A 12,583-nucleotide genomic window follows, 5' to 3' on the forward strand; every position below is an offset into this window, starting at 1 on the left:
ACTCGCGTGGGTCACCACGATGAGGGGGAGTCATGTCCACGCCACAACCCGCAGCGGCCTTCCAAAGGAAAGTGATCGCGGTCAGTATTGCCGCGGCGCTCGGAGGATTCCTCTTCGGCTTCGACACAGCCGTCATCAACGGCGCGGTCGATGCCCTGGCCGGTGATGTCTCGGGCTTCGACCTCGGTGTGGGCCTCAAGGGATTCGCCGTCTCGTCCGCTCTGATCGGCTGCGCGGTCGGTGCCTGGTTCGCCGGTCCGATCGCCAACAAACGGGGTCGCATCCCCGTGATGGTCTTCGCGGCGGTGATGTTCTTCATCTCGGCGATCGGATCGGGTCTCGCGTTCAGCGTGGTCGACCTGATCATCTGGCGTGTGATCGGAGGTCTGGGCGTCGGCGCAGCATCCGTCATCGCGCCGGCGTACATCGCAGAAGTCTCGCCCGCGCGCGTTCGAGGGCGCCTCGGATCGCTGCAGCAACTCGCGATCGTCACCGGAATCTTCGCCGCCCTGCTATCTGACGCATGGCTGGCCGGTCTCGCCGGTGCTGCGGATCAGCCGCTCTGGGGGCTCACTGCCTGGCGGTGGATGTTCATCGTCGAGGCCGTCCCCGCGCTGGTGTACGGGATCATGTCGTTCCGACTGCCTGAGTCCCCGCGCTACCTGGTGCGTAAGGGAGATCTCAAACGCGCCTCGGAGGTACTCGAAACCGTCACCGGTGCTGTCGATGTCGATGCGAAGATCAAGGAGATCACGAGCACGATCGACACCGAGCGCAAGGAGTCGCTGAGCGATCTGCGAGGAAGCCGGCTGGGGCTCAAGCCCATCGTCTGGGTCGGCATCCTGCTCTCGGTCTTCCAGCAGTTCGTCGGTATCAACGTCATCTTCTACTACTCGACGACGCTCTGGCAGTCAGTCGGTTTCGACGAGTCGAGCGCTCTGCTCACCTCGGTGATCACCTCGGTCACGAACATCGTGGTGACGATCATCGCCATCCTCCTGGTCGACAAGGTCGGCCGCCGCATCATGCTTCTCGTCGGTTCGGTCGGTATGACCGTGACCCTCGGTCTCATGGCTCTCGCCTTCTCGTTCGGCACGCTGAATGCCGAGGGCACCGCGACTCTGCCCGATCCCTGGGCCACGGTGGCACTAATCTGCGCCAACGGCTTCGTCGTGTTCTTCGGCGCGACGTGGGGCCCGCTGGTGTGGGTCCTCCTGGGCGAGATCTTCCCCAACTCCATCCGTGCCGGCGCCCTCGCGGTAGCCGCGGCGGCGCAGTGGGCGGCGAACTTCTTCATCTCGACGACTTTCCCGGTGTTCGCCGAGATCGGACTCACCTTCGCCTACGGCTTCTATGCGTTCTTCGCTCTGCTGTCGTTCTTCTTCGTGTACTTCAAGGTGCCCGAGACGAAGGGCAGGGAGCTCGAAGAGATGACGGATGAGCTGAAGGTGGAGCGCCGGGGCACCCGCAAGGCGACGTAGGCTGGAAGCATGACCGAGTCCGTTCCCCGTCGTGCCAGCCTCGAAGTGCTGCGTGCAGAGGCCTCGGACGAACTGGCCGTGCTGATCCAGGAGCGGCTCCTCAGCGGCGAAGATCCGTGGGAGTTCATGGAGGAGCTGCCGAGCGTCGACGAGCTCGTGGTCTATCTGCTGCGCGCCGACAACATCACTGCGAACGACGGTGTGAGGCCCAACGCCGCCCGGCACTACCGCGTGCTTCGCCAGATCGCTCTCGAGTACCCCGAGCTGACGCCGGCGGTCTGGGGGCTGCTCGACGAGAAGCAGCGCCATCGTCGGTGGGATCCGACGGTCGCAGACGCGTCCTGAGAGTTCCGCCGCGATGCCGAGGATGCTGGTCACCTATGACCCGGCCTGGGCGGTTCAGTTCGCGAGCATCGCCGCGGAGATCAGCAGTGCGACGGATGCCGACTGGCTGATCGAGCACATCGGCTCCACCGCGATCCCCGGGATGAGGGCGAAGCCCGTCATCGATCTGGCCGTCAGGATCAGGGACCTCCACGATCTCGAGGTGCACCTGCCGGCGTTGGAGGCCGTGGGATGGAGGCGGGGGAGCGGCGTGCGCACGCATCCCGTCATGATCCGCGAGACCGCCGGCATCCGCAGCGCGATCGCGCACTTCTTCGTCGCGGAGGACTGGGATGCCGCGAACCAGCGCATACTCCGGGATTGGCTGCTCGCGCATCCGGACGATGTGGATCGGTACTCGCACGCGAAATGCGACGCCGTGGCGGCCGCTGCGCACGGGCGATCGACCTACAACGATGCGAAGACGCCGGTGATCCAGGAGATCGTCGACCGCGCCCGCGCAGCCCGGGGACTGCCCTCGGTGCCCGTGTACGACAAGTAGGCCCGGAAACCGGACCCGGACACAGGAAAGGCCGCCACCTCCGAAGAGGTGACGGCCGTGAAATCCTGATCAGCCGATGAAGGCTGCGAGGTCCTGCTCGAGGGCGGGCTTCGGCTTGGCGCCGATGATGGTCGTCTTGACCTCACCGCCCTGGAACACCTTCATCGCGGGGATGGAGGTGATCTGGTACTGCATCGCCAGCTGCGGGTTCTCGTCCACGTTCAGCTTGAGGATGGTGATCTTGTCGGGGTTGTCGGCCTGGATCTGGTCCAGCACCGGTGCGACCATACGACACGGTCCGCACCACTCGGCCCAGAAGTCCACGAGGACGGGACCTTCGGCCTGCAGAACGTCCTGCTCCCAGGTCGCCTGGCTCGTAGCCTTTGCACTCATCAGAGTTTCTCCTTGTTCGAGGTTCGCCTGCTACAACAGCGGGCGCATGGATTGTGTTCCCGGACGTCAGGCGACGATGATCTCCGCGGCCTCAGCCGCCGGGAACTCGACCGAGGCGTCATCGAAATCCGCGAGGAAGTGCTCGGCATCCAGAGCGGCGACCGTTCCGGAACCGGCGGCGGTGATCGCCTGGCGGTAGGTGGGGTCGATCACGTCGCCGGCCGCGAAGACACCGGGCTGGGTGGTCTTCGACGAGCGACCGTCGACCCAGATCGTGCCCTCGGGCGTGAGGTCGAGCTTCTCGTGCACGAGGTGCGTGCGCGGGTCGTTGCCGATCGCGATGAACAGGCCGTCGAGAGCCAGGTCACTGAGTGTCCCGTCGACGGTGTTGCGCAGCTGGACGCCCGAGACGGAGTCGCCACCGAGGATCTCGGCGACCTCGCTGTTCCACACGAACTCGATCTTCTCGTTCGCGAACGCACGCTCCTGCATGATCTTCGACGCGCGCAGGGAGTCCTTGCGGTGGATCACGTAGACCTTGTCGGCGAAACGCGTGAGGAAGGTCGCCTCTTCCATCGCCGAGTCGCCGCCGCCGACGACGGCGATCGTCTTCTCGCGGAAGAAGAAGCCGTCGCACGTCGCGCACCACGAGACGCCGTAGCCCGAGAGGCGCTCTTCGCCCTCGATGCCGAGCTTGCGGTAGGCGGATCCCGTCGCGTAGATCAGTGCACGGGTCTCGTGCACTGCACCGCTGCCGAGCGTGACGGTCTTGACGGGGCCGGCCAGGTCGAGATCGGTGACGTCGTCGTAGACGACCTCGGTGCCGAACTTCTCAGCCTGTTCCTGGAACTTGGCCATGAGCTCGGGACCCTGGATTCCCTCGGGGAAACCCGGGTAGTTCTCGACCTCGGTGGTGTTCATCAGCTCGCCGCCGACTTCGACGGAGCTGGCGATGAGCAGCGGCTTGAGGTTCGCGCGCGCCGCATAGATGGCGGCGGTGAATCCGGCGGGGCCGGAGCCGATGATGATGACCTGACGCATGTGCTCTCCGTGATCGGGGTGACGCCGAGAATCCCTGCGGCGTTCGAGTGCTTCAACCAATGGTAACCGCGGGGAATTCCCCCGCGATGGGTGTCATCGCCCCGGCAGGAATCGCCGCAGCATGGAGCCCGCGGCCTTGAGCTCCGGAGCCCGCAGCAGCGCGAGGATCGCGACGTACACGATGACGACGGCGACACCGATGATGCAGGTGCCGAGCGCGCCCTGGATCTTGTCGGCAGTGGTCCACCCGTCGGGCCCGCCGAGGAGCAGGAACACGCCCCAGCCTGCGAAACCGGCCGGAACGGCGGCGATGGCGAACCGGACCACGGCGGCCATCCAGGTGCGGATCTGCAGCCCGCCGATCTTGCGATGCAGCAGCCAGACGGCCACCACGGTCTGGATGGTGCTGGCGATCGACTGACCGAGTGCGATCGTGGCAGCCAGCGAGGTGATCGCGATGACGTCGGCGGTGAGCAGCCACTGCGCCACGAACGCGCTGATCACGACGAGAGCGCACTGGAACAGCGTGAACCAGAACGGTGTGCGGGTGTCGCCGTAGGCGTAGAACGTGCGCTGGACGATGAACAGGATCGTCAACGGCACCAGGCACACGAGGAAGCAGACCAGCACCAGAGCGGCTTCGACCGCGTCGGACGCCGCGTTCGTGAACACGCGGGATGCGGGGATCGCGGCGGCGGCCACCGCGGCGACGGCGGCTGCGATGAAGAAGAGCAGGGTGCGGATGCTCTGCGCGATGTCGCCCCGGACCTCTGCATCGCGACCGGCGGCCGCGTGCTCGCTGATCTGCGTGAAGTACGGAGTGCCGATCGACAGCACGATGACCGAGTAGGGGAGCATGAAGATCAGCCACGCGTACTGGAACGTCGCGACCGACGCCCCGACCTCCGAGGCCGCCGTGAGGATCTGCGTCTGCACGAGTCCGGCGATCAGGCTGGCGAGAGCCATCAGGAACGTCCAGCCGGCGAGCCTGCCCACGTTTCCGAGGCCCACGCCTCGCCAGCGGAAGTCGGGCCGGAGAGCGAGTCCGGTGCGCCGCCAGAAGAGAAGCAGGATCGCGGCCTGGATCAGGATGCCGAGGGTCGCGGTGCCGCCCAGGGCGGCGATCATCTCGGGGGTCCAGTCGTCGACCCGAGTGAGCGGTCCGCCGAACAGGGCGCCCACGATCAGGAAGCCCACGATCGAGACGATGTTGTTGACGACGGGTGCCCAGGTGAATGGGCCGAAGATGCGTCGGGCGTTCAGCGCCTCACCGAGCAGTGCATACAGCCCGTAGAACAGGATCTGAGGCATGCACCAGTAGGCGAACGCTGTGGCCAGGGCGAGGAACTCGGGCGACCCCTTCGCCCCCGCATACAGGCTCACCAGCCAGGGCGAGGCGATGGTGGCCACGCCGGTGATGATCACGAGCACGACGGTGCCGAGAGTGAAGAGCTTGGAGATGAAGGCGTTGCCGCCGTCGGCGTCGGCGGCAGCCTTGACGATCTGCGGGATGATCACCGCAGTCAGGACACCGACCGAGATCAGCGAGAAGACGTTGTTGGGCAGCTGATTCGCGATCGCGAACGCATCCGCAGCTCCCGCGCCGACCGAGCCGATCACGCCGACGAGGACGATCGTCCTCAGCAGCCCGGTGACGCGTGAGATGAGGGTGCCGGCGCCGATCAGTGCGCTCGCGCGCCCGAGACTACTCATTCGACTCCTTGTGCGGGGCGGTGTTCGCCTCGGCATCCTTCTGTTCATCGACGTCGATGTCGGGCTCGGCCGCCTCTTCGGCCTCCGAGATCTCCGCGGCCTCACGTCGCTTGCGCGACACGGTGCGGATGATGCCGAGACCGAGCAGCAGCACGATGAGGCCGCCCAGCACCGCGAGGCCGATCGTCTCCCACTCGGCACGCACGGCCACGCGCACGATCTCGGGCTGGCTGATCGGCACACCCGTGGGGCTCGAGAGCTCGAGGCGGAGGCTGACCTCGCCGCTGCCCACACGCGCCGACACGGGCACCTTGACGCGTGCCGTGGTGCCCGCCTGGACGACCCAGGGGGTCACGGGTTCGACATCGAGACGAGCGTCGCTCGGGTAGACGGAGAGGCGGATGTTGACGGGCCAGGGCAGATCGTTGCGCACCGAGAAGGGCAGGTCTGCATTCGCCGACAGCAGCTGGATCGTGCTCGCGGGAGGGATGTCGACGGCGTTCAGAGTGTCTTGGGTGGCCTCGTGCACCGCATCGACCGCCTTGGCGAAAGCGTTGTCGCTGAGACCGACTCCGGTCGCTCGCAGAATCTGGATGCGTTTGGGACTCAGCAGCAGCTGCGGATCGTCGAGGATCGTGGCGAACTGGGTGAGCTGTGGTTCGCTGTCGAGCATGGCGCGCAGTGATACGGCGCGGGCCTCATCGGCTTCGCTCACCAGTGTCGTCATGCTCGCGGGGGTCGCGGTGAGGGCACCGAGACCGAACCCGGGGGAGTCGACGGCGATGATGCTCTCTCTGAGCGCCTCATCGGATCGGGTCTCGTCGCGTTCGAGGGCGACGAGCAGGGGCGCGAACGCCGTCGCGTGCGCCGACAGATAGAGATGTGCGCTCGCCTCGGCGAGCGAGCGCTGCCGGGCGGCCAGGTCGGGCTCGCCGGCGGCGTCGGAGAGCGCTTCGGAGGCCGCTGAATCGGCGACGAGCACGTCGCGTCCGTCGATCGTCGCTCGAGCGCCGATCGGCGAGCCGACAGAGGTCGACGAGAGGACCGTCGTGGAGTCGCCGTCGACATAGGTCGAGAACGCGCTGAGGTTCTCTGCCGAGACGTCGCTGCGCGGCCACAGGATGCCGGGGACGGCGCCGTCGACGGCGGTCAGCTGCTCATCGGTGGGCAGCGTCGGTCCGTCGGTCGGGGTGGGGCTCGGGGTCGCCGTGGCATCCGGATCCCCGGGCGTGGGCGCAGGAGTGGCCGTGAAGTTGCTCGGGTTGAGGAACGGGGTCAGGGTCGTGGGTTGCAGGAGTTCCGGCATCCCTGCCTGAGCCTGCACCTGAGCGTCCGCATCTCCGAACTGCAGCGCGAAGCGTTCGTTGGGCAGCTCATCGAGCTGCAGGAGCCAGTCTCGCGCGCTCTCCGGAGCGGAGGAGCCGAGGACCCTGATCGCGGCCGGGATCGCGGGATCGATCGCGAGGATGGCAGCTGTGCCGGCGACGCCCTCGAGCGCGGCGGTCAGATCGCCATCGGTCCCCGTGAGCGTCGCGAGCTCGTCTGAGGTGAGAAGCGATCCGTTCGCAGGCGTGGCCGTGATCGGCACCATGACAGCGACCGGTGATGCGGCGACATCGGTGACGATGAGCACAGAGGTCGAGGTGACGGCATCCGCCCCGGCGCTCTGAGCCCCCGTGAGGCTCGCGCGCAGCGGATAGACACCGGGCGTCAGATCGGCGAGGGCCTCGGGAGGGATGAACAGAGACGAGGTGACGGCGCCGTCGGGATCGACGGGAGACGTAGTGTCGGCACCGATCTCGTCGAACGAGCCGGCGGTCGTCTCGTCTGACAGCCACGAGTCGACGGCGGCATCGTCGGCGAGGGGTGTGCGGCTGACCTCGAGCACGATGCGGCCCGACGAGAGCCTGGTCGTCGAATCGTTCTGCACTGTGAGTGACGCCGTGGTGGCGCTGCCGGGGGCGACCGTGCCGTGCACACCGGCGGCGACGTGCAGTTCGACTGAGGCATCTTCATCGGACTCGGTGGCGCCGAAGGCAGTCGAGGCGCTCGAGGTGGCGACGCCGCAGGAGGCGAGAGCGATCGCGAAGACGACGGAACCGCGTGCCAGGCGATGCAGGCGCGCGCGGAGGCCGTTGTCGGAGATGGTCGCGGTCATGGAAGTCTTCCTCGAACGCCGGGTGTGCAGGCTGCTCGTGAGTGCTGACCTTGTGATTCTAGGCGTGCGGCCGCGAGAGAACGCTGAAGGCGCGTAGAGTGACGGCCGTGTCCGACACCCCCGCGCCCCGCCCCGACTCGATCCTGAGCACGGCGCTCGCCGCCGACCTCGATGCGGCGGACTTCCGCTCAGAGCCCCTGCGCAGACTGTGGGGAGACGAGGCCGACGATGCGCTCGCACGCGGGATGCGCGAGCCGATCCTTCGAGCGATCGCCGGTGACGACGGTGTGCTCGCGAGTCTCGGACGCCTGCTGGTGCTCGGCATGCCGCAGCCGACGGATGCGGTCGCCGCGGCGCTGCCGCGACTGGGGGTGCCTGGCCTCGTCTCGCTGGGACTCGCTCGCGTGGTCGACGACACCGTCGTGCCGGCGGCGCTGATCCGTCCGCAGTCGTTCGTCGACGCCGAGGGGATCGGCGAGTGGTGGATCGCCAGCGACCTCGACGAGGTGGCACTCGACGGAGCTCTTCCCGCCGACCACGTGCTCGGTGTCGGCGGTGCCTCACGCACCCTTGCGGAGATCATCATGCCCGTCGAGGTCGATCGGGCACTCGACCTGGGCACCGGATGCGGCATCCAGGCGCTCCTCGTCGCGCGTCACGCAGGCGCTGTCGTCGCGACCGACATCTCGGCCCGCGCACTCGCCTACGCCGAACTCAACGCGCAGATCAACGGGGTCTCGAACATCGACTTCCGCCTCGGCAGCATGTTCGAGCCGGTCGCCGGTGAGGCGTTCGATCTGATCGTGTCGAATCCGCCGTTCGTCATCACCCCTCGCGTCGAGGGGGTGCCCGAGTACGAGTACCGAGACGGCGGACTGATCGGAGACGCGCTCGTCGAGCAGTTCCTGCGCGCGGCGCCCGACTTCCTCACCCGGGGAGGGTCCGCCCAGCTTCTCGGCAACTGGGAGTCGCGTGGAGGACAGGCGGCGCTTGAGGGCCGGGTCGGCCTCGACCGTCTCGCCTCGTGGGTGCCGGCGGACCTTGACCTGTGGGTCGTGCAGCGTGAGGAGCTGACGCCGCTCGGCTATGCGGAGCTCTGGATCCGCGACGGCGGCACCACTCCTCGGGATGCCGCCTTCACCCCGTTGCTCACCGCGTGGCTCGACGATTTCGACGCCCGAGGGGTGAGTGCAGTCGGCTTCGGATACATCCTGGTGCGGCGCCCGCCGGTGGCATCCGGCGATTCTGCTCCTCTTCGCCGCATCGAAAGGCTGACGCAGCCGGTGTCGAACGTCGGTGGGGCACTGCGCGCGGGGCTCGCCGCTCACGACGTGCTCGCCCATGGTCTGCCCACCACCCTCGTCACCGCGGCCGATGTCACCGAGGCCAGGCATCTGCTGCCGGGCAACGACGACCCGAGCATCATCGAACTGCGCCAGGGCGGCGGGTTCGCCCGCACTATCTCGGTCGATCCCGCGCTCGCCGCGTTCGTCGGCGCATGCGACGGCGAACTCACCGTGATGCAGATCGCCGCGGCGCTCGCGGATCTGTTCGAGGTTCCGTTCGCAGACCTGTGGGCGAGTCTCGAGCCGCGCATCCGCCAGCTGGTGATCGACGGTCTGCTGGCGCCGGCGGAATAGCTCACGGCATCCATGCGTTCGAATAGAACATGAAGGCTTTCGGATTCCTCTCTTTCGGTCATTACGCCGATGTGCACGGATCGGCGACCCGCACCGCCGGGGACATGCTGAAGCAGACGATCGAGATCGCGGAGGGCGCCGACGAGATCGGCGTCAACGGCGCGTACGTGCGCGTGCATCACTGGGCGCGTCAGGCCGCCTCGCCGATGCCGCTGCTGTCGGCCATGGCCGCGCGCACGAAGCGCATCGAGGTCGGCACCGGCGTGATCGACATGCGGTACGAGAACCCGTTCCAGTTCGCAGAGGAGGCGGCAGCGCTCGACCTGATCGCCGACGGACGCATCGCGCTCGGCGTGAGCCGTGGGTCACCCGAGACCGCTCTGCGCGGGTACGAGACCTTCGGCTTCCACGACGAGGAGGACCCTGAGCGCGGTGGAGTGATCGCCCGCGAGAAGTTCGATCTCTTCCTGCGCGCGATCGACGGCGAGGGCATCGCCCCGGGCGATCCGCGGATGGTCGGTGCCGGCCGGTACCTCGCCATCGAGCCGCAGTCGCCGACCCTGCGCGACCACGTCTGGTGGGGTTCGGGATCCCGATCGACCGCTGAGGAGACCGGACGCAAGGGACTCAACATGATGAGTTCCACGCTGCTCACCGAAGCGACCGGCGTGCCGTTCCATCAGTTGCAGCGTGAGCAGATCGACCTCTACCGGGCGGCCTACAAGGAGGCCGGACACACGGGTACCCCGCGGGTGTCGGTCAGCCGCAGCGTGTTCCCGCTGGTCTCGGACATGGACCGCGCCTACTTCGGTCTGCGCAGCGAGGAGAACGGAGACCAGGTCGGCATCATCGACGGGTTCCGTTCGACCTTCGGCAAGACCTACGCCGCCGAGCCCGATGTGCTCGTGCGCCAGTTGCTCGCCGATGAGGCCGTGATGGCTGCGGACACCCTGATGCTGACGATCCCGAACCAGTTGGGCCCCGAGTACAACCTGCATGTGCTCGAGTCGTTCGCGAAGTACGTGGCGCCGGAACTGGGCTGGAAGCCGAACACGGAGGGACCGGTTCAGGGCGACGCCGTATGAGTTGCGCCGGTCTCGCGATCAGCTCAGCGTCGGTTGAGCCAGCAGGGCTTCGACGGCATCGACCATGTTCACCGCAGCCGAGTAGTGCGCGAGGTTGCGAACCGGGCTGCCCGCGAACTGCGGGCCGTTCCCGTACTCACGGTGGAACACGCGCTGGGTCGCAGGGATCTCGCCCCTGAGCACGAGAAGATCCCAGAGCTCGCGAGTCCTTCCGCCGACCGGGATGTACAGAGTGGATGGACCGAGGCCGAGCGCGCGTTGCTCGGCCTCGAAACCCGAGACCACGTGCGTGTGCGTGTCGATGATCCCGGCGCGGATCTCGGCGCCGAGACGATCGGCGTACTTGGTGCCGTAGTCCTTGACGATGTCAGTGAGAAACGCGCCCTCCAGCACGGTTCCGGTCAGAGCCTTACGAAGCTTGGTGTCGCCGCGGTGCTTGCGAGCGTGGAAGTTCTGGAATGAACCGAACTCTCCCTCATCATCGCTGAGCCCGAAGTTCGCTGCGATGAGCACCACGTCTTTGCGCAGCTGGGGGGCGATCGTGGCGCTGTTCTCGAAGACCGAGAGATCACCGGTCGTCTCTCCCCAGATCGCCCAGCTCGAACCCTGGCGAGGCTCGAGGGCACGGCTGGCCTCGAACTCGGCGGCGGACACTCCGGTCCGGGCAGCGGTCAGGTGATCTCTGAGGGTCTGCTTCTGCTCCATGCGGCCAGGCTATTGAGCGCCGGACCCGCCGACGCAGAGCTTTCACGGGGGGCGCGATTTCCGCACAACTCTGCACAGCGAGTCCGCCCCCGGCCGCGCCGTCGCCAGGCTCAGACCGACTGAGTCCGCAGGGCGGTGGGGCGCGAGGCGGTGCGCAGCGCCGCGAGCTTCTCGACGAGCGGCATGTGTGTCGCAGGCAGGTTGAGGGCGCGATGCAGGAGGGCGAACACGATCAGCGCGATGAATCCGGTGAGCAGCTTGTCCGTCAACGAGGTCACGATGTTCGCGGAGAACACCGACGCGACGAAGGGAAGCTGCATCGCCTCGAGGGCGAGCATCGAGCGCTCGGACGCATGACCTTCGCCACCATGGAACATCATCACGACGATCGGCGCGGCGATGAGCGAACAGGCGAGGGCGGTCATGAGGTTCAGTGAGGTGAAGCGTCCGAGTCCCGCCCCCATGGCGAATCGGCGGATGCCGTAGCCCCACACCAGCGCGCCGACGACGTTGACGGGCATGAACTCGACCGTGTGCGGATCGCCCGTCACGAATCCCAGACTGCTCGATGCGATCGCGACGGCGACGCCATGCCACGGGCCGAGAACGATGGCGGCGACCGCCGTGCCGATCATGTCGAGGTAGACCGACAGATCGAACAGCGCTGTGAGGGACAGACCGAGAAGGTTCACGATCACGCAGGAGCAGAGGATGCCGAACATGAACGGCAGCCTGACGCGGCGCCCAGTGCGTGGCATCGGAGAGGAGGGAGCCGGAAGCGTCGGCGAAGGAGTCTCCGGTTCAGGCCGAGGCGCTGCGCGCCGTCGCACCTCCCGATATCGCTGCACCCAGGCATCCGATGCGTCGTCGTCTGCTCCGAGTGCGGTCACGATGTCGCGGAGAAGCTCCGGATCCATGCGAGAGCGGGCCGTGCGGAACGCGTTGTACACGGTCGACCGCGCAGGGACCGCGGCTGCGGCGTGCACACCCCGTTCCAGACGGATGTCCGTGATGCGACGAACGAGTTCGGCATAGGAGACGGGTCCCGCGTTCTCACGCAGGTCCTGGAGGTCCAGAGCGATCCGATCCAGAGAGTCCGAGTACCCCCTGGCGGGTGAGTTCTCCGCCTCCATCCCGTCGTCCCCTTCGCACGGCCACCGATCGACGGGTTCAGGCTATCGAAAGCATCCACGGGTGTTCGGATCTGTGCGGAAACCGTGATCGGATCGCCCGCGGGCCACGCACCGCGGCCCGACCGGGCATTCTCGAATCGTGCTCGACGCAGAGCGTCGCGCCGTGGCAGTGAGCTCGCCATGCTCGGGGCGAGGTCTGCATGTGGGGGATGCCGGCTTCGTTGGCGAGGCGCTGAGCCTGTCGGAGTGTTCGGGCCCTTCGACAGGCTCAGGGGCCCACGGACGGGGGTTCGGGGGACCAGGGGCGGGGGTTCAGGGGGCCTGGTCCGTACTCTGAATCGCCCCTCG

Annotated in this window: 11 protein-coding genes; 5 read left to right on the forward strand and 6 right to left on the reverse strand. The window is 67.2% G+C overall.

Annotation, left to right across the window (positions count from 1 at the left end; genetic code table 11):
- The first annotated feature begins 32 nt into the window (after positions 1-32).
- The 3 genes from ACZZZN_RS15585 to ACZZZN_RS15595 are packed head-to-tail and all read left to right on the forward strand — an operon-like array spanning position 33 to position 2,367.
- Positions 33-1,481, forward strand: a complete 1,449-nt coding sequence (locus ACZZZN_RS15585) for a sugar porter family MFS transporter (protein ID WP_463506050.1) — start codon at positions 33-35, stop codon at positions 1,479-1,481.
- A 9-nt stretch (positions 1,482-1,490) separates the two neighbouring features.
- The gene (locus ACZZZN_RS15590; protein WP_341955899.1) at positions 1,491-1,826 is read left to right on the forward strand and encodes a tryptophan synthase subunit alpha; all 336 of its coding nucleotides are present in this window, start codon (positions 1,491-1,493) and stop codon (positions 1,824-1,826) included.
- Positions 1,827-1,839: 13 nt separating this feature from the next.
- Positions 1,840-2,367 (forward strand): GrpB family protein, encoded by a 528-nt coding sequence (locus tag ACZZZN_RS15595; protein WP_463506051.1) that lies wholly within the window; start codon positions 1,840-1,842, stop codon positions 2,365-2,367.
- Between the two features lie 69 nt (positions 2,368-2,436).
- Here the strand turns inward: ACZZZN_RS15595 and trxA are convergent, their stop codons facing one another.
- The 4 genes from trxA to ACZZZN_RS15615 form a co-directional block, all read right to left on the reverse strand.
- Positions 2,437-2,760 (reverse strand): thioredoxin, encoded by a 324-nt coding sequence (trxA, locus tag ACZZZN_RS15600; protein ID WP_194764369.1) that lies wholly within the window; start codon positions 2,758-2,760, stop codon positions 2,437-2,439.
- Positions 2,761-2,826: 66 nt separating this feature from the next.
- A complete protein-coding gene (gene trxB / locus ACZZZN_RS15605) occupies positions 2,827-3,801 on the reverse strand; it encodes a thioredoxin-disulfide reductase (protein WP_463506052.1) in 975 nt (324 codons plus the stop codon).
- A gap of 93 nt (positions 3,802-3,894) precedes the next feature.
- Positions 3,895-5,514, reverse strand: coding sequence for a murein biosynthesis integral membrane protein MurJ (murJ, locus tag ACZZZN_RS15610; RefSeq protein WP_463506053.1), 1,620 nt, complete (start codon positions 5,512-5,514; stop codon positions 3,895-3,897).
- Positions 5,507-7,672 carry a DUF6049 family protein gene (locus tag ACZZZN_RS15615; RefSeq protein ID WP_463506054.1) on the reverse strand — a complete coding sequence of 722 codons (2,166 nt, stop codon included), beginning with the start codon at positions 7,670-7,672 and terminating at the stop codon, positions 5,507-5,509. Before ACZZZN_RS15615 ends, murJ begins: the two co-directional genes overlap by 8 nt.
- A gap of 98 nt (positions 7,673-7,770) precedes the next feature.
- Between ACZZZN_RS15615 and ACZZZN_RS15620 the strand changes: the two genes are divergently transcribed.
- Together ACZZZN_RS15620 and ACZZZN_RS15625 are read left to right on the forward strand one after the other, a co-directional pair.
- On the forward strand, positions 7,771-9,312 hold the full coding sequence (locus ACZZZN_RS15620) for a DUF7059 domain-containing protein (protein ID WP_463506055.1): 1,542 nt from the start codon (positions 7,771-7,773) through the stop codon (positions 9,310-9,312).
- 29 nt (positions 9,313-9,341) lie between these two features.
- On the forward strand, positions 9,342-10,397 hold the full coding sequence (locus tag ACZZZN_RS15625; protein ID WP_463506056.1) for an LLM class flavin-dependent oxidoreductase: 1,056 nt from the start codon (positions 9,342-9,344) through the stop codon (positions 10,395-10,397).
- 18 nt (positions 10,398-10,415) lie between these two features.
- On the opposite strand, the gene ACZZZN_RS15630 is transcribed toward ACZZZN_RS15625, so the two are convergent.
- Both ACZZZN_RS15630 and ACZZZN_RS15635 read right to left on the reverse strand, forming a co-directional pair.
- On the reverse strand, positions 10,416-11,102 hold the full coding sequence (locus tag ACZZZN_RS15630) for a hypothetical protein (protein ID WP_463506057.1): 687 nt from the start codon (positions 11,100-11,102) through the stop codon (positions 10,416-10,418).
- A gap of 110 nt (positions 11,103-11,212) precedes the next feature.
- Positions 11,213-12,235 (reverse strand): hypothetical protein, encoded by a 1,023-nt coding sequence (locus ACZZZN_RS15635; protein ID WP_463506058.1) that lies wholly within the window; start codon positions 12,233-12,235, stop codon positions 11,213-11,215.
- Positions 12,236-12,583: the final 348 nt, after the last annotated feature.

The organism is Microbacterium sp. AC145 (genome assembly GCF_979258505.1).